General features: G+C 52.5%; 23 protein-coding genes. 19 read left to right on the top strand and 4 right to left on the bottom strand.

All coding sequences use genetic code 11. The features are described 5' to 3' along the window. The 3 genes from HOLDEFILI_RS04315 to HOLDEFILI_RS04305 all read right to left on the bottom strand — a co-directional run. A partial coding sequence (locus HOLDEFILI_RS04315) for an FAD-binding protein (RefSeq protein ID WP_039863870.1) occupies nucleotides 1-1,696 on the bottom strand: 1,696 nt, incomplete at its 3' end. An 85-nt stretch (nucleotides 1,697-1,781) separates the two neighbouring features. Further along, nucleotides 1,782-3,050 carry a GHKL domain-containing protein gene (locus tag HOLDEFILI_RS04310; RefSeq protein WP_006058238.1) on the bottom strand — a complete coding sequence of 423 codons (1,269 nt, stop codon included), beginning with the start codon at nucleotides 3,048-3,050 and terminating at the stop codon, nucleotides 1,782-1,784. Next, nucleotides 3,043-3,759: a LytR/AlgR family response regulator transcription factor gene (locus HOLDEFILI_RS04305; RefSeq protein WP_006058237.1), complete on the bottom strand. Its 717-nt coding sequence runs from the start codon at nucleotides 3,757-3,759 to the stop codon at nucleotides 3,043-3,045. Before HOLDEFILI_RS04305 ends, HOLDEFILI_RS04310 begins: the two co-directional genes overlap by 8 nt. A gap of 415 nt (nucleotides 3,760-4,174) precedes the next feature. On the opposite strand from HOLDEFILI_RS04305, the gene HOLDEFILI_RS04300 reads away from it, so the two are divergent. The 12 genes from HOLDEFILI_RS04300 (at nucleotide 4,175) to HOLDEFILI_RS04245 (ending at nucleotide 14,266) form a co-directional block, all read left to right on the top strand. Then, nucleotides 4,175-4,834, top strand: coding sequence for a response regulator transcription factor (locus HOLDEFILI_RS04300; protein WP_006058235.1), 660 nt, complete (start codon nucleotides 4,175-4,177; stop codon nucleotides 4,832-4,834). After that, entirely contained in the window at nucleotides 4,831-6,330 is a 1,500-nt protein-coding gene (locus HOLDEFILI_RS04295; RefSeq protein WP_006058234.1) for a sensor histidine kinase, read from the top strand. Before HOLDEFILI_RS04300 ends, HOLDEFILI_RS04295 begins: the two co-directional genes overlap by 4 nt. After that, nucleotides 6,317-7,003, top strand: a complete 687-nt coding sequence (locus tag HOLDEFILI_RS04290) for a hypothetical protein (RefSeq protein WP_006058233.1) — start codon at nucleotides 6,317-6,319, stop codon at nucleotides 7,001-7,003. The genes HOLDEFILI_RS04295 and HOLDEFILI_RS04290 overlap by 14 nt, the downstream gene beginning before the upstream one ends. Before the next feature lie 96 nt (nucleotides 7,004-7,099). Further along, complete coding sequence (locus HOLDEFILI_RS04285) at nucleotides 7,100-7,879, top strand: coenzyme F420-0:L-glutamate ligase (protein ID WP_006058232.1); 780 nt, start codon at nucleotides 7,100-7,102, stop codon at nucleotides 7,877-7,879. Between the two features lie 260 nt (nucleotides 7,880-8,139). Beyond that, the gene (gene rpmE, locus HOLDEFILI_RS04280) at nucleotides 8,140-8,346 is read left to right on the top strand and encodes a 50S ribosomal protein L31 (protein WP_006058230.1); all 207 of its coding nucleotides are present in this window, start codon (nucleotides 8,140-8,142) and stop codon (nucleotides 8,344-8,346) included. A gap of 110 nt (nucleotides 8,347-8,456) precedes the next feature. Beyond that, complete coding sequence (locus tag HOLDEFILI_RS04275) at nucleotides 8,457-8,969, top strand: DMP19 family protein (protein WP_039863868.1); 513 nt, start codon at nucleotides 8,457-8,459, stop codon at nucleotides 8,967-8,969. A gap of 97 nt (nucleotides 8,970-9,066) precedes the next feature. Further along, on the top strand, nucleotides 9,067-9,672 hold the full coding sequence (locus tag HOLDEFILI_RS04270; RefSeq protein WP_039864017.1) for a thymidine kinase: 606 nt from the start codon (nucleotides 9,067-9,069) through the stop codon (nucleotides 9,670-9,672). After that, on the top strand, nucleotides 9,665-11,041 hold the full coding sequence (locus HOLDEFILI_RS04265; protein WP_006058227.1) for an MATE family efflux transporter: 1,377 nt from the start codon (nucleotides 9,665-9,667) through the stop codon (nucleotides 11,039-11,041). The genes HOLDEFILI_RS04270 and HOLDEFILI_RS04265 overlap by 8 nt, the downstream gene beginning before the upstream one ends. Nucleotides 11,042-11,053: 12 nt before the next feature. After that, the gene (gene prfA / locus HOLDEFILI_RS04260) at nucleotides 11,054-12,133 is read left to right on the top strand and encodes a peptide chain release factor 1 (RefSeq protein WP_006058226.1); all 1,080 of its coding nucleotides are present in this window, start codon (nucleotides 11,054-11,056) and stop codon (nucleotides 12,131-12,133) included. Continuing rightward, nucleotides 12,126-12,980, top strand: a complete 855-nt coding sequence (gene prmC / locus HOLDEFILI_RS04255) for a peptide chain release factor N(5)-glutamine methyltransferase (protein WP_006058225.1) — start codon at nucleotides 12,126-12,128, stop codon at nucleotides 12,978-12,980. Before prfA ends, prmC begins: the two co-directional genes overlap by 8 nt. A gap of 77 nt (nucleotides 12,981-13,057) precedes the next feature. Continuing rightward, nucleotides 13,058-13,438: a hypothetical protein gene (locus tag HOLDEFILI_RS04250; RefSeq protein WP_006058224.1), complete on the top strand. Its 381-nt coding sequence runs from the start codon at nucleotides 13,058-13,060 to the stop codon at nucleotides 13,436-13,438. A 483-nt stretch (nucleotides 13,439-13,921) separates the two neighbouring features. Next, entirely contained in the window at nucleotides 13,922-14,266 is a 345-nt protein-coding gene (locus HOLDEFILI_RS04245; protein ID WP_006058222.1) for a hypothetical protein, read from the top strand. 123 nt (nucleotides 14,267-14,389) lie between these two features. Here HOLDEFILI_RS04245 and HOLDEFILI_RS04240 read toward each other — a convergent pair whose 3' ends face one another. Next, complete coding sequence (locus tag HOLDEFILI_RS04240; protein ID WP_039863865.1) at nucleotides 14,390-14,737, bottom strand: winged helix-turn-helix transcriptional regulator; 348 nt, start codon at nucleotides 14,735-14,737, stop codon at nucleotides 14,390-14,392. A 102-nt stretch (nucleotides 14,738-14,839) separates the two neighbouring features. Between HOLDEFILI_RS04240 and HOLDEFILI_RS04235 the strand changes: the two genes are divergently transcribed. The 7 genes from HOLDEFILI_RS04235 (at nucleotide 14,840) to HOLDEFILI_RS04205 (ending at nucleotide 22,359) form a co-directional block, all read left to right on the top strand. Beyond that, complete coding sequence (locus HOLDEFILI_RS04235) at nucleotides 14,840-15,835, top strand: NADH:flavin oxidoreductase (RefSeq protein WP_006058220.1); 996 nt, start codon at nucleotides 14,840-14,842, stop codon at nucleotides 15,833-15,835. Between the two features lie 236 nt (nucleotides 15,836-16,071). Next, the gene (locus HOLDEFILI_RS18220) at nucleotides 16,072-16,992 is read left to right on the top strand and encodes a magnesium transporter CorA family protein (RefSeq protein WP_006058218.1); all 921 of its coding nucleotides are present in this window, start codon (nucleotides 16,072-16,074) and stop codon (nucleotides 16,990-16,992) included. An 88-nt stretch (nucleotides 16,993-17,080) separates the two neighbouring features. Beyond that, a complete protein-coding gene (locus tag HOLDEFILI_RS04225) occupies nucleotides 17,081-17,767 on the top strand; it encodes a response regulator transcription factor (RefSeq protein WP_039863864.1) in 687 nt (228 codons plus the stop codon). Further along, on the top strand, nucleotides 17,754-18,992 hold the full coding sequence (locus tag HOLDEFILI_RS04220; RefSeq protein ID WP_006058216.1) for a sensor histidine kinase: 1,239 nt from the start codon (nucleotides 17,754-17,756) through the stop codon (nucleotides 18,990-18,992). Before HOLDEFILI_RS04225 ends, HOLDEFILI_RS04220 begins: the two co-directional genes overlap by 14 nt. A 157-nt stretch (nucleotides 18,993-19,149) precedes the next feature. After that, nucleotides 19,150-20,691: an ABC transporter permease gene (locus HOLDEFILI_RS04215; protein WP_006058214.1), complete on the top strand. Its 1,542-nt coding sequence runs from the start codon at nucleotides 19,150-19,152 to the stop codon at nucleotides 20,689-20,691. A gap of 13 nt (nucleotides 20,692-20,704) precedes the next feature. Next, the gene (locus HOLDEFILI_RS04210) at nucleotides 20,705-21,397 is read left to right on the top strand and encodes an ABC transporter ATP-binding protein (RefSeq protein ID WP_006058213.1); all 693 of its coding nucleotides are present in this window, start codon (nucleotides 20,705-20,707) and stop codon (nucleotides 21,395-21,397) included. Nucleotides 21,398-21,534: 137 nt separating this feature from the next. Continuing rightward, nucleotides 21,535-22,359, top strand: coding sequence for an SDR family NAD(P)-dependent oxidoreductase (locus tag HOLDEFILI_RS04205; protein ID WP_006058212.1), 825 nt, complete (start codon nucleotides 21,535-21,537; stop codon nucleotides 22,357-22,359). Nucleotides 22,360-22,690: the final 331 nt, after the last annotated feature.

Below are 22,690 nucleotides of genomic sequence, written 5' to 3'. Positions count from 1 at the left end.
TACTGACACCCGGAATCGGCGTAAAATACTGGAATCCCCAGCGTTCGCCGCAACAGTTGCCCGTAACGAACAGGCCGTCAATCGGATCGAGGTCATGATTCAGAGCCTGTTGATTCTCTGTTGCCATGATGCCGCCGACCGTGACTAATGCATGGCCGCCGGTTACTTCGCTTTGGATCGCAAAGAACGGCGCGTCCTGGACAGAGAACAGATAACGGCTTTCCTTGCCGAGATCCTCATCGACACCCTTGGCGCACAGTTCATTGTAGCGATCAACCGAGGCCAGGAAGGTTTCTTTCTCTGCGCCTTCCAGCTTGAGGTCTTCCGCTAACTCCTCCATGGTATTGGCGGCATATAAAGTCCCGGAACCGAGGATGAAGTTTTCCACAACATAGCCTTCTTTGCCTGCGGCGACCGCGGCGTCCAGCGCCGCCTGCACTGTCGCGCCGTCATCGGCGGCCAGACTTTCGTGATTGAGGAAAATCGAGCCATGTGCGGCTGGGAAGTATTGCAGATACTCCATGTAATGCGAATCGAAAACACTGGTGATCTTTCCTGATTTGCGTGCAGACTGGACGCTGTAAACGCCGTCGCCGACCGCTTCGGTCGTGTAGCGCTTGTAATTCTTATCCAGCCACAGGATTCCCGCCGGCCCTGCCGGCGCTGGTTTGAATTCGATGCCGCCCATCGCTGGCAGCGGGCGTGGCTCCAGCTGCGCTCCGGCCCAGACCGCCATTTTGATGCCGCTGCCGTCGCGGCCCATGCTGATTGTGGCTTCCGTGTTGTGCAGAGCGTTGGTATCGACCAGTTCCGGACACAGCTCGTTGACCATCTGCGCATCGGCGCCGAAATCTCCGGCTGCCAGAATGACACCTTTGGCCGCGTTGTATCGAACGTAGTTTCCATCTTTGTTGATCGCGATCACGCCGGTGACTCTGCCGGTGTCATCTTTGATCAGCTGATAACCCGATGTGGAATAATGGATCGTCAGGCCCATGCCGACGGCGTAGTCTCGTTCTTTTTTTGCTGCGTCGATCAGACTGAAATTCCCGTCGAAATACCGTCCGGAAAACTGCGCGGTACCTGGCCAGAACTTCTGACCGCCGCAGGTGCCGCTGAAATCATAATGCGTCGGATACGGCATGTTGGAAACGCGGATAGTATTGATATCGTCCGGAGAAAACGGCTCGATGTACCAGTCAAAAGCCGAACCAGACTTCTGCAAGAATTTCATGACCAGCGGCGCATTGCAACGATACAGCGAACGCATCTGCCAATCCTGCATCGCTTCAACCGGATCGACTTCCGCTACGCCGTGGTTTTTCAGCCATTGGGAATTCAGATGACCGATGTCGTTGCCTAAAACACTGAAAATGTCTTCATCCTGCTTTTCCAACGTGATGACGGAAACGCCTTTTTCAATGGCGGCCCGGCTGGCGGCAATGCCGGCGTGGCCCAAACCGACGATGATGACGTCGGCGTCATAAGTTTCCTTAATTTCGCTGTCGGCAACTGGAGCCGGTGCTGTCCGCCAGTCAGCAGCAGGGATTTCAGGAGTGGGGGTGGATGGCGATTCAGGTTCGTTCTGGGACTGAGCTGCGCAGCCGCCTAACAAGCCGGCCGCTGCCAGTCCGGCAGCGGAAGCCGCAGCGCCTTTTAAAAAGTCGCGGCGGGTGATGCCTTTCGTGTTTTTCATTTTCTTTCCTCCTCGATTTGCCCTCATTTTACGAATTTGTGAAAATGTTTGCTAGTGAGATTGCGTGATCGGAAGGATTCGTTGCTTAATCGGTACAGGCCGGCAGAAAAATCTGCAGCGTGAATTGATGATCAGCGTCATCCAATTGCACGATACCACCTAAATGCTCCGCCGTTTTCTCAATGGAGCAGAGTCCCAGACCATGCCCTGCTCCGTCTTTCGTGGTCGCCGGTCGGCCATCGGACCAAGTGAGCGGCCGGGACAGCGGATTGCTGATCTGGATTAAAAGCCAGCCGTTGCGCTGCGTGATCCGCAGCCGGATTTTCCGCTCATTCTCTGGCAGCTGCTGACAGGCCTCGATCGCATTGTCGAGTGCGTTGCCGAACAAGGTGACGATATCCATCGGCTGAAGAAACGCTAAATTCTGATATTCAATCGTCGCCGTTAAGACAATGCAGGCTTGCCGCGCCTGAATCGTTTTATCCGCCAAAACCGTATCCAGCGCATCGTTATCTGTCGTCACGATCGGGATATAATCCTGCATTTCTTTCTGCAGCGCGTGCAGATACGCTTTCTGGTCTGGCTGGGAAAGCTGTTCAAGATATTTCAGATGGTTCTTCATGTCGTGATATTCACGGTTGGTCCGCTCGATCAGTTCCTTTTTCAGCTGGATCTGTTCGATTTCCTTATGCTTCAGCTCAACTCGAAGCTGCAGGTTTTTTTCCGTTTCAATGAGTTCGACCGTCTTTTGATTGTTGATGACGAAAGTCAGTCCGCAAATACATAAAAGCACGCAGATGGCCAACGGAAGTGAAGCGTCGAACCAGCCGGCGATTAAATGCGCATAATCCAGTGTGGAGGCGATCAACAGATTTATGTATAAGATTGAAAATAAACACAGGCCCATCGCCAGCAACGTCCAGAAATGCAGATACCGGTTGATCCGCGGACGAAGCAGCCGGCGCGCAATTTCAAAGACAAGCAGAATACCGACTGCTCCTATAAGGGGAAAAAACGCAGCGGATAAGCCGGGATAACGTCGCGGAAGAATATAACTGAGGTGCTGAATTCCGCGCTTCAGCGGAAAGCTAAGAAAAAAGAGCAGCATCCAATTGTAAATAAAATTCTTGAAGTCGGACTGTTTATCCAGCAGCAGGAACAAACCGAGAATGAAATAATAAATTAGATAATAGATCGTATGGTAACGGTCAGGCAGAATCCGGGTCAGCAGGAAACAAGCCAGCACTGCGCTGATCCACAACGGATATTTCAACTTGTTACAGCGGGCGGGTAAAGCGGCGAATAACCGGTGGACAGCCCAGACTTCCATCCCTGCGCCAATCAGCTCAAACATCCTGACGCGCTCCTACATAGCGGGCAAAAGCCGCCAGAAAATCATTTTTCTTCATACGGCTTACTGGAATCACAGCTTCGCTGTTCATGATCACTTCCTGCCGGCCGAAGCGGCGGACATATTTCATATGGATCAGATAGCCTTCATGGCAGCGGAAAAAATCCGGATTGTTCAGCAGTTCTTCAAACCGGTTGAGCGTCATGTTGCATCGGTAAAGCTGGACCCCGCAATGAATCCACAGCTGCCGCTGGCGAATTTCGGCATATTCGATTTGATTTACTTCCAGCTGGGTTTCCCCTTCCAGCGTGCGGATTAAAATTCGCTGCGGCGCCGCTTTGTCAATTCGTGCATATGCTTTATCGAGGGCGCTGAACAATTCTTCAGGATTTAATGGCTTCAGCAGATAGCGGAAGGCCTCGACCTGATAGCCCTGGATTGCGAACTGTTCCATCGACGTGATAAAAATCAGGCAGACCTCGGGATCTTGTTTCCGTACGTAACGGGCGGTTTCTATTCCGTCCATCTCGTCCATCTGGATGTCCATCAGCAACAGATCGTACTGTTTTCGAAAGCTTTCCAGGAAGGTTTTCCCCTGAGGATAAAGATCAATGACGGCACAACGCTGCCGCTGGTGAAGATAGCTTTCCAAGAGGTCGTGGTATTGATGGGCAGTTTCTAATTCATCTTCAATAATCGCAATGTGATTCATGGCTTTTTCTCCGAATTCTATTCAATTTTGACACAGGCGGTTTTGTGCCGCCGCAATGTTTTCCGGGATTGCCGGACTTGTCTTTATTTATCCCTATTATACCGAATTCACGACTTTTTTTGAGAAGAAAAAAGGATGCCTGAAGTAGATCTATAAATAAAGAACAACGATCTTCTAACTTGGCTGTAATGGTCGAACGCTAAAGTGTCATACTCTGGATCCACCGTATGAAAGTTTTATAAAAGTGTTGAAAACGGGCTGACTCTGTCAAAAGTCTGACGATTCCGCTGCATTTTGTCATGATCTTTCGTTTTTCGTAAAGGTTGCGAGTAAAGCAGGCTGTTATAATGAAGACAGAGAATCAGGAAAAAATCTTTTCCACAAACCGATCATATCCAGACAGGGAGGCTTGATCATGGGAAAACTACTCTTAGTTGAGGATGAAGCACCGATCCGTACCTTGATGCGGATGGCGCTGACGACAGCGGGTTACGCAGCGCTGGAAATGAGCGATGGCCGGACCTTGATAGAAACGCTGGAGCAGGGCGGGATCGATCTGATTCTGCTGGACGTGATGCTCCCAGGTGAGGATGGTTTTACGCTGTTGGACAAGATCCGCCGTTATCAGGTACCTGTGATTTTTGTCAGCGCCCGCAGTCAGCTGGCGGATAAAGTCCAGGCGCTGCAGGCTGGTGCGGACGATTACATCACCAAGCCGTTTGAGATGATGGAGCTGTTGGCGCGGGTGGAAAGCGTTCTTCGCCGGACCGGCCGGAAAAACAGCGTGCTGAAATTTCAAAATCTGACGATCGATGAAGACCAGCGTCAGGTGTATGGCCCGGCGGGCGTGATCGAGCTGACGCCGAAAGAATTCGATCTGTTCGTCTTTTTGATCCGCAACCGCAATATCGCGCTGTACCGGGAAGAAATTTTGGAAAAGGTATGGCATGATGATTATGAAGGCACGACCCGCACCGTCGATATGCACATCGCGTCGCTGCGTAAAAAGCTGGGGCTGAGCAAACAAATCGTTTCGGTGTATAAGATCGGCTACCGGCTGGAGGATCGTTCGTGAAGCTCCGGCATCAGCTGGCGTTGAGCGCGTTCGCGGTCTTCGCGCTGATTTTCAGCGGATCCGGCTTAACGTTGATTGAAATCAGTGCCCGGCTGCGGCAGCAGGATCAGATCGATGCGCTGATCGCCCAGAACCGTGCGATCGACGGGATGCTTTCAAGCGCGGCCGCCTTGATGGCGTTTACGCCGTCCTCCTTTTCTCCGCAGCGGCAGCTGCAAAACCAGCTGGAAAAAATTCTGGCGGACAGTGCGCTGGAAACCGGCGTGCGGATTTTAGATGAGGAAGGCCGGATCATGGCGGACAGCGGATTCCCCGAGATTGACGACGACCAGATGGAAACGCCGCAAAACGATCAGATCTGGATGAAAATTAAAAATACTGCGGCCGGCCCGGTTCTGATTTCCGCGCATGTGCTGCCGCTGAATGATACGCGCCTGATCATCCAGTCCAGCGCGGATCTCGGGGCGCTGCGCCGGAATGTTCAGAATCAGCTCGGTTTGTTTTTCTTCATCAATCTGGCAGCCTATGCGGTGTACTGGCTCGCGCTGATCGTGGTCAGCCGCCGTCTGACGCAGCCGGTCGAACAACTGGCGGAAGGGGAAAGGCAGATCGCGGGCGGCCGCTGGAGCCAGCGGGTGCCGGTGAGCGGGGCGCAGGAATTGAAAACGCTGGCGGAAAACTTTAACCGGATGGCGGAAACTGTTGAACAGAAAGTGGCTGAGCTGGAAACTGAAAATCAGGAAAAAGAGATCTTTATCAATAATTTATCCCATGAAATGAAGACACCCCTGACCTCAATTCTGGGCTATACGCAGCTTTTGCGCCGGACGAAGATGTCACCGCAGGACGCTGAACAGGCGCTGGATATCATCGAATCCGAAGCCCGCCGAATGGAGCGGCTGTCGTCAAGGCTGATGCAGCTGATCGTCGCAGCCCGGCCGTTAAGCGAATGTTCTGCCGCGGCGCTGGATTCTTTTATTGAACAGGCGGTACTGCGGCTAAAACCGGCGCTGCGTGAAAAATCCTTGCGGCTCTGCGTCGAGTGCGAACCGCTGACGGTGCTGATCGACGAGGAACTGATGCAGGCGGCGCTGCGCAACGTTTTGGACAACGCGGTGAAAGCCAGCCAACCCCAAACGTTGATTACGATTGAGGCGAAAACAACGGAAACCGGCTGGCAGATCACGGTGCGGGATGAAGGCTGCGGCATTCAGGATCCGCATCCGGAACGGATGCTTCAGCCCTTTGTGATGGAAGATCAGGCGCGCAGCCGGAAGCACCATGGCGCGGGATTGGGACTGGCGCTGACTCAGCGGATCGTCCAGGCTCACGGCGGCATGGTGGAGATTGACAGTCAGCCAGGACACGGCACGGAAGTTCGCTTTGTCTTTCCTCCGGAAACTCTGGCTGCGGACGCGAAAGCAGAAGCTTCGCAAACAAAAGCACGGATGGGAAAGTCCGAGCAGGATAAGGAGAAGACGCATGAGGAACAATAAAAGAAAAAGCCGAATCATAAAATCCTGCTGTTTTCTGCTGGGCATTCTGACGCTGACGGGCTGCGCTAATTCAGAGACCTTGATCGTGCGGGATTATCCGATGAACAGGACGGCGGTCGTCACGGCGCCGCCGACGGCGGAGGAACGACAAAAAGCCCAGACCGTGGATACGCTGAATCAGTATTTTAATCTGGCATTGGATCCTGGAGACTGGAATTTCAGTTATCAGATGATCGCGGAATCGCCCTATTGGGACGTGGATAAAACGAAGCAGACCTATACGATTATTTTTCTGATGGATAAGAAGACTTACGAGATGGGCTATGGATTATGTCTTGATGATCAAACGCAGGAGGTGCTGGCGGCGCAGTCGGCGTTTGACGCTGGTTCCTCTCAGCTGACTGATGCAGAAACGCAGCTTAAGATCTGGAATTATGCCTCCGCCTGGTTTCAGCGCTGCCGCCCGGATTTTAACGCCGATTCGTTGTCAGAGATTCAGATCCGGAAGCTGGAAAATGACATGGGTCTTGCGGTTTTGGGCGACGGCAGCGGAAAGCTGGGCTATTTGTATATGCGTTTGTCCGACGGACAGCCGCTGGCGTTCGGTACGGGCAAGTTTGTTCAGGACTTACTGCGCTCTCTGGAAACTGTGGAATATTCGATTGTACAATGATCAGGAAATCAATATCTTTTACAACTTCATGACAAATCAAATACAGCTTTAGAACAACTGCCGGCTAGACTATCCTCAGGAAATGAGGAAGTGCCGATGTTGAAAGTCAATGAACAGAAACAAAAAAGAATCGAAGTTGAAGGCCGGAGCTACGACCGGTTCGCGATCCCGACGCCGGTTATCGCGGAAGGCGACGATCTGGACGCCTTGTTGACACAGCTTGTATTGCCCGAATTGGAAGCTGACGATCTGGTGTTTATCAGCGAAAAGATGGTGGCCTGCACCCAAGGCCGGGCGATCCCGTTGTCGGCGATTGTACCGGGGCGCTTAGCGCGGCTGCTCAGCCGGTTTGTGACGAAGACACCGCGCGGCATCGGATTGGGGATGCCGGAAACAATGCAGATGGCCATCGAGGAATGCGGCGTAATCCGGATCCTGTTCGCGGCACTGGCGGGGGCGCTGGGCCGGCTGTCAGGTCAGAAAGGCTGGTTTTATCAGGTGGCGGGGAAAAAAGCGTCGACAATCGACGGACCGTGCGGCTATACCCTGCCGCCCTACAATCATTACGTCGTGCTGGGCCCCTCCGATCCGCAGGCCGTTGCCCGGCATTGTGCCGAGCGGCTACATCATCCGGCCGCAATCATCGACGCCAACGATTACGGCGTTGAGATTCTGGGGCTGTGGCCCACGTCCCTGTCCCGACGCCGGCTGGCCGCCGCATTGCGGGATAATCCGCTGGGGCAGAGCTGCCAGCGAACGCCGGTTGGGATTCTGCGCCCGGTTGGCGAAAGGGAAGCTGAAGTCTGCGCGAAGCTGGACGCGATGACCAGCGGTTTAACGGAATGTCAAACGGATCATTCAACAAGCACGAATTAGAGCGAAGGGCGGAAGTCTTCTTTGAATAAACGGCAGTATGGCGTTTATCAGCGGAAAACCATTCAATTTTCTCAAAGCAATCCGAGTTTGGCCAAGACATCATTTTTGATCTGGAAACCCCTTCCTTCCATGGTGAAAAAAGCGCTTAACTAAGGCGAAAATTAAGAAATTTGGGATTGCTTTTGCGAAGGCGCTATGCTAAGATATATAAGCACTTACTTTGGACACGCGAAGAGGTCCAAGGCGGAAGGAGAGTAATTATGAAAAAAGGAATTCATCCAAACTACCATAAGGTCACAGTCACCTGCACAACTTGCGGCAATACGTTTGAAACAGGTTCAGTCAAAGACGATATCCGCGTCGATACCTGCTCAAACTGCCATCCGTTCTATACAGGAAGACAGCGTTTCGCAGCCGCTCAGGGCCGGATCGAAAAGTTCAATCAGAAGTACGGATTGAAGAAATAACAACGCGAAAAAGGATAAGGGAGCGCAAGCCCCTTATTTTTTTGACTTTGAAGGGGAACCATGGAATCTGCTTTAGTGATAAGGCTGAATAAAGAATGGGGGGATCGTTGATGTTAGCGATGTTCAGCGGGGCGCTGTTTGTCCTCGCACTGATCTACGGGTTGTTTTTAATGATTAAGGATCGGAATGTAACGAAGAAAAAGTTGAAAAGGATGACGGACAACCGGCTGTTGACGGCAGTCAGCAACTGGCTGTTCCATTATTATCGCGAAGGTCTGGAGGAACCCGAGCTGCTCGTGCAGATTCCGGATGTTCACCGGCATGTTTTAACCCTGCCGATCGTCAACGAGGAAATCGGCTGCGGCGGCATCCCTCAGCTGTTGGCGAATCATGGTATGGACATGTTAATTTATGGCAAGGAAGCGGCCGAAGCCTGGGGCCTGAATTTCTATGCCGAGGCGCTGAAGGAAGCGATCCGGCGCAGCGCTGCGGATCCGGGTAACGTGGCGGAAGGACTGTATGAGGATCTGGAAAGCGAGATTTATACGCCGGAACATCAGGCGGAGTATCAGAAGACGCTGCTTCGCGTGATCCATGAAAATATTGATTCTTTCGGCTTTTAACCGTTCTCCAAGGGTGGAAAGTAGCCATCAATTCCTGTACAATAGGAAAGGATAAATTAAACAAAGCGTTCAAGGAAAGAAAAGGAGCGGAATTATGATGTATCATCAATACCGCCCGGGCTATGTGGAAGTCATTTCCGGGTGTATGTTTGCGGGTAAAACCGAAGAGTTGATCCGGCGCATCAAGGTGCTGGAATTTGCGAAGAAAAAAGTGCTGGTGTTTAAGCCGGCGATCGATAACCGGTACAGCGAAACTAAAGTGGTTTCCCATGCCGGAAGTGAGGTCGACAGCATCGTGATCCGGGAAGCGAAGGAAATTCTGAACTACGTCGATGATTCGGTCGATGTGATCGCCATCGACGAGGTTCAGTTCTTCGATGAAGATATTATAGAAATCTGCGATTACTACGCGAAAAAAGGCAAGCGGGTGATGGCGGCCGGCCTGGACATGGATTTCAAGGGCGAACCGTTCGGCGTGATGCCGATTCTGATCACCAAGGCGGAATTTGTCACGAAGCTGACGGCCGTCTGTACGATCTGCGGCGCTCCGGCAACCCGCACGCAGCGTTTAGTCAACGGCGAACCGGCCAATTACGACGATCCGATCATCCTGGTCGGGGCGTCGGAAAGCTATGAAGCGCGCTGCCGGCATTGTCACCAGATTAAAAACAAGCCGTCCCATCTGGGGCTGGACCATGACTGAAGCGCTGAAAAAGTGGATCGCACCAAAAGATTTCTATAAAAAAGTATTTCTGATTTCCGTTCCGCTGGCGCTGCAGCAGCTGCTCAACAGCGCGATGGGGATCGCCGACAGTATGATGGTTTCCTGGATTGGTCAGGTGACCGCCGTCGGCACCGCGGCCCAGATTGAAAATCTGATGATGACGGTGGGCTTCGGCGTCGCCAGCGGTGCGGGAATCTTCATGTCGCAGTTCTTCGGCAAGCAGGATTTGAAAAGTGAGAAAAAGGCATTCGGTCTGGGCGTGATCCTGAGCCTGATCAACGCGCTGGTCTGGATGGCGGCTTCGGTTTTCTTCGGCCGTCAGCTGATGCGCTTTTACATTCCGGATCCGACGGTCATCGAATCCGCGCTGCAGTATCTGATGATCGCGATGATCTCTTATCTGCCGGGGGCGCTGATCACGATGTTCTCATTCGCCTACCGCTGCATACAGAAAACGCATGTGCCGATGTTGATCGGCCTTGTCAGCATGGCGGTGAATATCGTCCTGAACTACTGTCTGATCTTCGGTCACTTCGGATTTCCGCAGATGGGTGTGCAGGGCGCCGCACTGGCGACGCTGATCGCGCAGACGACGGGGTTGATGATTCATATCGTCTACGCTTATAAATCGAAACAGTCGTTCATCGGAACGCCACGGGAAATGTTCGCGCTCAGCTCTGACTTTGTCCAGCCGATCTTACGCCGGGCGTATCCGTTAGTGCTGAATGAATTATTTTTCGGTTTCGGCAATACTTTATATATCCGCGCCTTCGGGCGCTTGGGCACCGAAGCGATGGACGCTTACTATGTCGGCAATCAGATCTCCAACATGTTCTTCTTCATCGTCCAGGGCTTAAACAGCGCCAACGGCGCGATTCTGGGCGCTTCGTTAGGTCAGGGTGATCTGGAGCTGGCAAAACGGCAGGGAAACTGGTTTGTGGCGCTGGCCGTCGTGCTGTCGGCCGTGTCGTCGCTGTTGATTCTGGGCTTCGCGCATCCGATGGTCGATCTGTTCGGCTTGCAGAACGCGAACGTGATTCAGGAAGCGGTGCTGATCGTCCGGATCTTCTCAATCCGGATCTCGCTGCGGATGTTCAATGTGCTGGTGTTCTCGGCGCTGCGGGCCGGCGGGGATTCCAAATTCCTGGCGTTTCTGGATGCGGGAATCATGTGGATCGTCGGCCTGCCGCTGGCCTTCATTCTCGTTGAAGGCTTGCATTTCACAAGCATTGCGCTGGTCTTCCTGATCATTCAGGTGGAACAGCTGGTACGCATGGTCATCGGCTTAAAGCGTTACTTTAAGGGCGCATGGCTGATCGATTTAACGCAGGAAGTAAAAACTGCATAAGGAGGGTAAATAATGGATGCAATGATGAAACGGCTTCAGTCGATTGAAGAGCGTTACAATGAAATCAACGAGGAAATGATGTCTCCGGAAATTGTTTCCGATCCGAAACGGCTGGCGAAGCTGGGCAAGGAACAGGCTTCGCTGAAACAATCCGTAGAGGCTTACGAGGAATTAAAGAGCCTGAATTCGCATATCGAGCAGGCGGAAGAAATGGCGAAGGAACATGATCCGGAGCTGAAGGAAATGGCGCAGATGGAGCTGGAGGAACTGCTTCCCAAGAAAGAAGCGTTGATTGCGAAGATCGAAGTGCTGCTGATCCCGAAGGATCCCAACGACGATCACGACTGCATCGTGGAAATCCGCGGCGCAGCCGGAGGCGACGAAGGGAATATTTTCGCCGGCGATCTGTACCGGATGTATGTGCGGTATGCGGAAACGCAGGGCTGGAAAATCCAGGTGCTGGAAATGAGCGAATCGGAAGCGGGCGGCTTCTCGATGATTTCATTTCTGGTCAAGGGCGGCGAGGTGTATCGTCAGCTGAAATTTGAATCGGGCGCGCACCGCGTGCAGCGGGTGCCGAAGACGGAGACCCAGGGGCGGATTCATACGTCGACAGCGACCGTCCTGGTGCTGCCGGATGCGGAGGAAGCGGATATCGAAATCGATCCGGCGGACCTGACCTTTGAAACACACCGGGCTTCCGGCGCCGGCGGCCAGCATATCAACAAGACTGATTCCGCGGTCCGGATCGTGCATGTGCCGACCGGAATTACAGTCAACTGTCAGGAAGGCCGTTCCCAGCATGAAAACCGTGAAACCGCGCTGCGCTTAATCCGCGCGCGGGTCTACGAAGAACTCACACGTCAGAAAGAGGAAGAAGAAGGCGCGGTCCGGCGGGCGAAAATCGGCACGGGCGACCGTTCGGAAAAGATCCGGACATACAACTACCCGCAGAACCGCGTGACCGATCACCGGATCGGCTTTACGATCAACCAGCTGGACCGGATTATGGAAGGCAAGCTGGACGATGTGATTGCGGCGCTGTTGGCGGAAGAACAGCGGCAGAAGCTGGCAGGCGAAAATAATGCCTAGTTTCCGCGAGCTGATTCACGAAGCGCTGCCGTTATTGGAACAGGCGCAGATTCCGCAGGAAACCGCGCAGGTATTTCTGTTGGAGCTCAGTCAGAAAGAAAGCTACGATCTGTACCTGCATTATGAGGACGAAGCGCCGGCGGAGCTGGTAGAACAATATCAGGCGGGAATGAAGCGGATTCTGAAACAGGAGCCGATGCAGTATGTTTTAGGTTACTCCTGGTTTTACGGCTATCGGTTTCAGGTTAATGAAAATGTCCTGATCCCCCGCCCGGAAACGGAAGAGCTGGTCGCGAATATCCTGGCGGATCTGGATGAATATTTCGCAGAGGCAAAAACAATCGACGCGGTGGATATCGGAACCGGCAGCGGCGCGATCGCGTTGTCGCTGGCCAAGGAAGAACCCAAAATCCGCATGAGCGCTACGGATATCAGCGCGGAAGCGGTAGAAGTGGCGAAAGCGAATGCTGCGAGCTTAGGCGTTGACGTGAAGTTTCTGGTCGGCGATATGGCACAGCCGGTGATTGACGCGGGAATGAAGGTTGATCTTCTGATCTGCAATCCGCCGTACATTCCGCAGGAGGAAACGCTGGAAGCTTCGGTTAAGGATTATGAACCGCACGTCGCACTGTTTGGCGGCGAAGACGGCTTGAAGTTTTACCGTCAGGTCTTCGCGGCCGCACCGCAGGTGCTGAAGGACAAAGCGATGATGGCGTTTGAAATTGGCTGGAATCAGAAGGCGGCGCTGTTGGCGGAGGTCAGAAAAACCTTCGGCGATGTGCGCGCCGAGGTGGTCAAGGACATCAATGGCAAGGACCGGATGTTGTTCGTCTACTTCAATCTGTAAGCTTGTTCTGTGCAAGATCTTGGTATAAAAATGGAAAATCCGTCCATCCTGAAAGCAACAGGAAGGACGGTTTTTTTATGAAGAAGCTGATGGTAATGATGAGTCTATGTTTGTTCTGTTCCCTTTGTACGATCGTCGGGGAAACAGAAGAAGTTCGGTTTCAGATTCAGGCGGATTCCCGTGTTCATGAAGAAGCCGGCCTGAAAAATCAGATCTATGCAGTATACTCCGAATTAACTGACGGTGTGGACACAGAGTCCCGTCCGGTGATCGTCGCCCAGAATATCAAACGATTTGAAGTGAACGAGGACATCCGTGCGGAATATCAGAATAACACCGTGGTGATCACGCAGGGGGACGGCAAAGGCAGCCTGATCCATGGCAGCTTCGACGCGTTCAGCTGCGGACGCCCGGTGAAACCAAAATCCTGGATAGCGGAACTATTCGGACATGAATAATCAATTCAGGTTTATCGAGGAGCTTAAACGCATTCGTGTTCAAGAAAGCGCAGACATGAGCGCGTTATTAAAAAGATTAAAAAGAAATAAAACAATTTTATTGAAAGGTCTATGGCTCAAAGATGGATCGACGGTCAACACATTTAACGAATCTATTTTCCAAAAATGAATATTTTTCAAAATTGGAAAATAGGATGGTTTTCTCATCAGGTCAAAGTTGATCGCAAGGGTATTTACAAATTTGATTTTTCAAGATATGATAAATAGGCTCATAGAGTAGGAAGGAACAGGGACTGAGGTCGTTTCTTCCGTTTTTTATTTTGTAGGGAAAAGAATTCGTTTTATAATTTGAATGAGATCTGCGGAGATTGAAGAAAGACCATTCCAAACTATGAAACCGTGTCCTTGCCTGCGCCTTTGCTTACATGAAGATCATTGAAAAATGGGGCTCCCCGGATTTTCCATAAGTGCCGGGAGTGTGGATTGCCGGAACCTGATTTTATTGATCTTGACGGGAATTTCCGGGTGAATATGTACCGGCAGAGAGAAGGTATGTTTGGTAGCGATGGTGTCGCTGCCCAAACTACCCAAAGTTCTACCCAAAAAGACGGTCTCTGTTTTACCCACGAAGATAAGGCTATTCTTGCACTTGTGTATAACCAGTCTGAGATGACTCAAAAAGAGTTGGCCTTGGAATGGGGATGGATGATAGACCGTGTGGAATATTATCTGAACAAGATAAAAAAACAACAGATTATCAGGAGAGTAGGAAGCAGCCGTAATGGACACTGGGAGCTTCTGATTGAGGAAGAAGGATGGCAGAGCTAAATCTAAAGTAAATCATAGACCGGCTGAATGAAGAACTTACCGGCGATACCCGCAAGTGGGTATTCTGGTGTGATGACAAGATGGATTTCTTTTATATTGCTTGCACTTCAGGAATAAGAAACGTCAGTTCTGTTCCCATCCGTCCGGGACATTCTGGTTTCCCCACCGGCACAGCTCACTGAGAATCGGCATCATCGACTTGCCTTTCTCCGTCAGACTGTATTCCACCTTCGGCGGAACCTGCGGATATTCCCGGCGCAGCACCAATCCGTCGGCTTCCAGTTCTTTCAGCTGGGAGCTTAACATTTTATGTGTTACATTGCCGAGCGAGCGCTTCAGTTCGCTGTAACGCAGCGTGTCTTGTTTCCATAACCAGAACAGGATGTGCATCTTCCATTTTCCGTCGATCAACGAGATGGCGTAGGCAAACGGCCGGATGTCGACAGGCTTCACGTTCTCTTGTGTTTTCATCATACTCTCCTTTTAGATAGGTTCTCACTTTTTTGTGCGTACTTACTGATTTGGAAGAATTATGATATAACTGAATTACAATGTCAAGAGGAGGACACATCCATGAAATTACTGACTTCACCCGTTCAGGTAGGAAACTTAATATTAAAAAACCGGCTGGTCATGCCGCCGATGGCAACGTCCAAAGCGGAAAACGGCAAGGTTACGCCGGACTTGATTCGCTACTATCAGGAGAAATCCGACGGCGGCGCACTGGGCTTGATCATCATGGAACACAGCTTTATTTCAGCGGAAGGGCAGGCCAGCGCAAACCAGACATCGATTTCCAGCGATGAAGATCTGGCGGGACTGCGTGAATTGACAGCGGCGATTCATGCCAATGGTTCACCCGTATTCGCTCAGCTTAATCATGCCGGAAGCGCGGCGAAAGAAGAAGTCACCGGACGCGTCCCGTTAGCGCCCAGCGCTCTGAAGCATCCCAAGGCGAAGGACAACCGCCTGCCCAAGGCCATGACAGCGCAGGATCTTGAGAAGGTGATCGCGAATTTCAAGGAAGCTGCCCGCCGGGCTCAGGCCGCCGGCTTTGATGGTGTGGAAATCCATTCCGCCCACGGCTATCTGCTCAACCAGTTTTACTCGCCGCTGACGAATCATCGGACGGACGAATACGGCGGGGTGCTGGAAAACCGGATTCGCCTGCATTGTCAGATTATCGAAGCGATCCGCAGTCAAGTGGGTGCGGAGTATCCGCTGGCGCTGCGGTTAGGCGCATGCGAAGGCCTCGAAAACGGCAGTACAATGGAAGACGCGGTGTCTGCGTGCATTCAGTTTGAAAAGGCTGGCGTTGATCTGATTGACATCACCGGCGGCTTAGGCGGCTATGTTCGTCCAGGTCACAGCGAACAAGGCTATTTCCAGGATTTTTCCACCGCGGTGAAACAAGCAGTTTCTATTCCTGTGCTGCTGACGGGCGGAATCACGGAAGCGGCGGCTGCGGAAGCGCTCTTGCAAAGCGGGAAGGCAGATCTGATCGGCGTCGGCCGGGCGCTTCTCAAGGATTCCGACTGGGCGAAAAACGCACTCTGCGCATTCCAATAAAAGATTAAAACAGGAATAAAAAAACGATAAGATTTTTCCACCGACCGATTCTCTGAATTACCAGGCGGGAAAATCTTTTTATTTGCGCTGAGTCCAGGATCAAGAAAATTACGTCGCAATGCGAGGGCCTCGGTTCAACGAATGCGTGATCGTTCCAGGCTGTTTTCTGTTGTATAATGAAGGCGAACGGCCGGCGATGACGGAATTCACCGGCGGCCAAAGGAGTGAAATTCGATATGATTGTTGAAATTGCAGAAACCTACCGGCCGATTGAAAAATTGAGCTATCCTTGCGGTCATCTGACCGTCGGCTTTATCAGTGAGGATCAGCTGCATGCGCTGGCTGCGGAAGCCGGGCTGCATCTGACGGTTCCTGAGGAACGCGAGTCTTTGATGCGCAACGCGGTGAGCGTCAGTGAGGAAGCGTTCTGGTGCGTACTGCATCTCATCAATCCTGGCCGGATCCTGGGACAGCGCGATCGGATTGGACTGTTGATCCTGAAAAACTGCTTCCTGGTCGTCGATCTGTACGACGAAGACGACAGCACCGGCGAAGCGGTTCAGCGGATGCTGCAGACGCTGCGGCCGGAGAAAGCGACGCTGCCGCGGCTGGTCGCCGGCTTTTTCCGGGAGATTTTAATTCAGGATCCGGATATTCATGAAGATCTGGAAATGCAGATTGATGCGCTGGAGAAAGAAGTGTTCGACGCCCGAGCGCCGCACTTCCGGCAGCAGACCCTGCAGCTGGGCAAGGAGCTGCTGACGCTGAACCGCTATTATGAGCAGCTGATCAACATCAACGAGCATCTGGAAGAAAACAGCAACGATTTGTTCGCTGAGGACGAGCTGCGCAGCTTCACACTGTTGAATGAGAGAATGCTCCGTTACCGCGACAATGTGCAGCTGCTGCGCGACCGTCTGACTCAGGCGCAGCAATCCTATCAGGCCCAGCTGGACTATCAGCTGAACAAGTCGATGAAGACGCTGTCGCTGGTCACGACGATCTGTCTGCCGCTGTCGCTGATCGCCGGCTGGTATGGTATGAATTTTACAGCGATGCCGGAATTGAAATGGCGCTATGGCTATCTCTATGTGATCGGATTGAGCGCCGCCGTCGTCAGCCTGACGATCATTTTATTAAAACGGAAAAAAGGATAGCGTCGGACCGCCCGGCTCTTTTCTTAACTTTAGCTTAACCCGCGGGCGTTTATAATCGTAGATGTCCGGGGATAGAAAGGAGAAACGCATGAAACTCTTGATTGTGGAAGACGAAGAAGATCTGGCGATGGGCCTGAAGCGCGGGCTGCGGAAAAACGGCTATGAGGTCGAATGGATCGGTGAGGGCCGCGACGGCCTGGCTTTGGCGTTAGCCGAGGATTACGGCTGCGTTCTGCTCGACTTAAATTTGCCGGGGCTGGACGGATTAGATCTGCTTCGCCGGCTGCGCGCGGAGAAGCCGCAGCAGAAAGTTCTCATCTTATCGGCCCGCGGTTCGGTGGGGGATAAAGTGAAGGGGCTTGACCTGGGCGCGGATGATTACCTGGTCAAACCGTTTCACTTTGAAGAACTGCTCGCGCGCATCCGCAATCTGACCGGACGGCGTTTCATACGCCAGGATGTTGTCGTCTGCCGCGGTTCGCTGCGGATCGACACCGGCAGCCATCAGGTCTATGTGCGGGATCAGCGGCTGAAGCTGACGGCCAAGGAAACGCAGATTTTGGAAACGCTGGCGCTGCACGAAGGCAAGCGGCTGAGCGCGGAAACGATTATCAGCCAGGTGTGGGGCGAGGACGAAGACCTGTTCTCCAACGCGTTTAAAGTGCATTTGTCTTCGCTGCGCCGCAAGCTGGCAGCAGCCAGCGGTGAAGACTGGATTGAATGTCAGCGCGGACTGGGCTATTGCCTGAAGGAGAATCCGAATGAAAAAGCTTAGTCTTCAGGTGAAAATCACGCTGTTATGCACAGCGATTCTGACGGCGGCCTGTGTGCTGCTTACCGTTTCCTCAGTGCTGTTCAGTTCACGCGGATTGGTCGGCGTGGCCGAGCAGGCCACGATGGTGATTACGGATTACGCCGTTTCGTTTAAAGACGCGTACAGCGTGCTGCCGGCCCAAACGTTGGATCCGGAATCCATGAGTGATGCTGACATGGAGAAAATCGAAGTGGATCAAATTATCATTAATTCCAAACTCGCCGAACTTGAAGATGGAAAAGTTCCGGAACAGGTGGAACAAAGCATGGTGGCGATCACGACCGCGGCCAACGACCAGATCCAAGTTCAGGTCGTTGGGTTAATGGTGGCGATCCTTCTGTTGGGAACCCTGGGCATCTATCTGACTGTTTCCCGCCTGACGCGTCCGCTGCGGCAGCTGTCAACCTCCATCGGCGCGCTGGACGAAGGCAAGCTGTCGGTCCGCTTAGAAGAAGATGGGATCCGGGAGGTTGCGGAACTGAGTCATTCGCTCAACCAGATGATCGGCCGGCTGGACGAAGCTTTCGAGCGGCAGAAACGGTTTACCGCCGATGCCGCGCATGAGCTGAAAACACCGCTGGCCTCGATTCAGGTCAATCTGGATTCCCTGCGTCAGGATGAGGAATACACCGCCGAGGAAGCGGCCGAGGTTCTGGAAGTTACCCAGCGCAATATCCGCCGCCTGAACCAGCTGGCGGAAAACCTGCTTCAGCTCAACAGCGCGCAGGTGATCGAACAGCGTCAGCGCTGTTCTGTCCACGACTGCTTATGCACGATTATTGAGGAACTGGACCCGCGGATTCAACAAAAACAGCTGACCGTCGGGCTGGCTGAGATTTATCCTTGTCTGGATACCGATCCGACACTGCTGCTCCGATGCCTGTATAACTGTGTGGAAAACGCTGTGAAATACACGCCGGAACACAGTGCGATCCGGATTGATTTAAACAAAACCGAAAAACAGCTTCAGATCGTAATTGCCAATCCGTCAGAGCCGATCAGCGAAAGCCAGTGCTCCCAGCTGTTTCAGCCGTTTTACCGGCTGGACGCTTCACGCAGCCGTAAATTAGGCGGCAGCGGTCTGGGACTGGCGATCACGCAGGAAATCGTTACCCGCCTGGGCGGAACGATTCAGGCAGTCTGGCAGGAGGGTGAATTTCAGATCCAGATTCAGTTTCCAGTCTGACTCAAAGCGGAGAACTGTGTGAATCAGTCCGATCCGGCCAGCGGCCGGAAGGAAATTTTAAGACGGACGTCGATGATTCGATAATGAATACAAATTTAAATAAACGGGCTTTTGAAGGAAAGTTGTTTTCCTTGCGCCCCTGGAAAGGAAACAGACTATGAATTTCATTCAGCGTGCCTTTCGGCACTTAACCCGAAGCAAGACGAAATCCTTGCTTCTGACTTTAACGTTTTTTCTGATCGCCAACTTTGTCGTTGTTGGATTTTCAATCAGTTCGGCTGCAGCGGAGGCCAAGACGGAAACTCGCCGCAAAATGAATCCGGTCGTTGAGTTTACGATGGACTTTGACGCCTGGTATGAAAAGTATATGAGCCTGGATCAGGAAGAACGCAAGACATTCGCATATCCCAAACCGGATCCGGAGCTGGTTAAGAAAATGTTAGCCGATTCCCGCGTGAAATCCGCGGATTGGACGCGTTCCACGATGGGATATGCGGATGGTTTTGCGCCAGTGGAGATTCAGCGGCCTCAGAAAGAGGAGGATGAGGATGACGGCGGAATGTTTTCAGGTTCTATCGTCGTGTCGGAAACGCTGTCCGGCAGCGGCCAGAAGACCGAACAGAAGCCGAATCTGACGCTGCTGGGGCTGCTTTCTCCGCAGATGAATAAGCTGACGGACGGCACATGGAGCCTTGCCCAGGGCCGGATGATCACGCAGGAAGAAATTGAGAACGGCAGTCCGGTCGCTGTCATCGACAAGCGGCTGGCGGAAGCGAATAATCTGTCAGTCGGCGATTTCATTAAGATCAAGCTGTATTCCGACGAGGAAATGAACGCGATCGCGGATACACAGAACGATAACGTTCTCGATCTGGAAATTGTCGGAATTCTTGACAGTGCGGAAGAACTGAGCAGCGAGGAGCTGCAATGGGCCAGCGAATATTCTCATCCGGCAAATCAGGTGCTGGTGCCGCTGCCGCTTTATGCTCAGCGTGATCTTGCGTTGATGACGTTATTCCATCAGGCGAATCCCAAGGTGATGGAAGCCAAACCTGAGGATTATGATCCGTCCAGCGTAGTTTTTGTACTCAACGATCCGCTGGAAGTCGATGCCTTCCGCGATCAGTATAATCAGAATCTTGACGAATATCTGATCATGGACGCCAACGACGAGATGTACCGGCGTTTGTCGAAACCGCTTGACACCCTGACGGTGTTCTCGGATCTGATCGTAGCGGTGGTCCTGATCAACGCCGTTGTCATCATTACTCTGGTCAGCGCACTGACCCTGAAGACACGGGAAACGGAAATCGGCGTCCTGCTTTCGATCGGCGTATCCAAGGTGAAGATTGTCGGTCAGCTGTTTACCGAGCTGTTGATCACGGCGATGATCGGCTTTGTGCTGGCGTCGGTGAGCGGCTCGATGATTGCCGGGAACGTCGGTGAAAAAGCGCTGGCGATGCAGGTGCAGGAAAACCAGACGAGTGAATCGGCCGGCTTCGTGTATTCCTCCTCGGAATCCTTGTTTAATGAAGTCAGCCAGGAAGAAGTGACGGCCAGCTATCACGCCGGTGTGGACGCGGGCATTCTGATTCAGATCTTTATTCTGGGCGTCGGCGTGGTCTTCATCAGTACCTTGATACCGTCGATGATGGTTCTTCGCTTCAACCCGAAAAAGATTCTGATGAGTCAGAATTAGAAAGGACAACCGCATGTTAAAATTAGTAAATTTAAATTATGGCTACACCGACGGCGCAAATCGCCGCAGCATCCTGAAGGATTGTTCCTATACGTTTGAGGACGGCCGGTTTTATACGATTCTCGGCCCCTCCGGCAGCGGGAAGACGACCTTGCTTTCGATCCTGGCGGGCCTGGACAGCGCTGAAAGCGGCGAGGTCTGGTACAATGGTGAACAGATTACAGCCAACCGGCTGTACCATTACCGCCGCAATCAGATCGGCATCGTTTTTCAGCAATACAATCTGATCAATTACCTGACCGGCATTGAAAACGTCGAGCTGGCGATGACGGAGACAGACAACGCCGTGCCGAAGAACCGCAGGGAAATTGCTTACGCATTGCTGGAAAAAGTCGGCATTGTGCGCTCCAAAGCGGAACGGCCGATTTCCAAGCTGTCCGGCGGCGAGCAGCAGCGGATCGCGATCGCCCGGGCGCTGGCAGCCAACGTCGATCTGATCTTTGCGGATGAACCAACCGGAAATCTTGATACGGCAACCGAACAGGAAATCATCCGGATTTTCCGTCAGCTGGCGGAAGAATTCGGCAAGACCGTAATCGTGGTCACCCATTCCGAAACGGTATCGCAGTTCAGTGACGAACGGGTGCTGCTGGAGAACGGTCAGCTGCGGCGATTGTCCCCGGCCGCGGAGGCAATAACGGCCTGAGGGTCTTGAGGGCAGAGCCTGGCTTTTCAGAAACGAATAAAGCGCCGCCTGCTTAAAATGTGAAAAAAGTAACAAAACCGTAGCCTTTCAAATCCCGCCGAGGTATAATGAATATAATCAAAAGGGAGGAATAAATTATGATCATTCAGGATCGGTTTGCCGGGAAGGTCATGGTCGTGACCGGAGGAACCTCGGGTATCGGCAAAGCTGTATGTTTAAGAGCGGGCGCGGAAGGTGCGAAGGTGGTCATCGCCGGACGGAATCAGGCGCGCGGTCAAGCGATTGAAAAGGAAATCCGCGAGGCAGGCGGCGAGGCCACATTCATCCAATGCGACGTCACCCAAAAAGAGGACATTATCAATCTGTACGCCAAGACGATTGAAATTTACGGACGGCTGGATATCGCGATCAATAACGCGGGCATCGTCGGCGATTCCAAGAAGATCGAAGATCTGACGGACGATGACTGGTTCGGTGTCGTCAACGCCAATCTGAACGCGATGTTCTACTGCATCCGGGAAGAAATCAAATATATGTTGAAAAATGAAAACGGCGGAGCGATCGTCAACACGGCTTCTGTCGCGGGGATCCGCGCCACACCGGCCGGTCCGGCGTATGTCGCAAGCAAACACGGCGTCGTTGGCCTGACGAAATCCACTGCGATGGACTATGCTAAAAACAACATCATCTGCAACGCGGTCTGCCCGGCCGGCACCGATACGCCGCTGACTGAAGCGGCTAAGGAAAAGATCTATGCCAAGATCGCCGAATTGAAGGCGCAGGGCATCGACCCTTCCGAATTCATGAAGAATTCCATGATCGCCGGCAAGACTCAGACGCTGCAGGGCCGCAACGCGACTTCAGAAGAACAGGCGTCGACAATTCTGTATTTCGCCTCGGACGAAGCGCGTCACATCACCGGTTCGATCGTCGTTGCCGACGGCGGTTTCACCGTCTATTAAGTCTTTAAAATCTGATAACCAACCAGGAAAACGGAAGCTTGCTTCTGTTTTCTTTTTGACTGAAGCTTGTCCGCGGAGAACAAAACCAGGGGTCTTAAGAAAGTCTTCAGGAAGTTCACGGAACCTTCACGTGTTTTTGATCATGATCCCATAATGTTTGCCTATAATACAAGCATACAAGGAAGGAGGAATCTAAGACAGAAATCAGCTGAGAAAGCATCAATCAATAAGTTCCCTTTTCATAAAATATTTTCCCCTCTTAACAATAATTAGTTGGAAGACAGGCTTCCCCTCCTGCCTTCCGGAAAAACCTGCCGCTCCCCTCGGCAGG

This window comes from Holdemania filiformis DSM 12042 (genome assembly GCF_000157995.1).
Classification (GTDB): Bacteria; Bacillota_I; Bacilli_A; order Erysipelotrichales; family Erysipelotrichaceae; genus Holdemania; species Holdemania filiformis.
The sequence above is the reverse complement of the archived record's forward strand: the minus strand, read 5'-3'. Positions and strand labels throughout refer to the sequence as shown.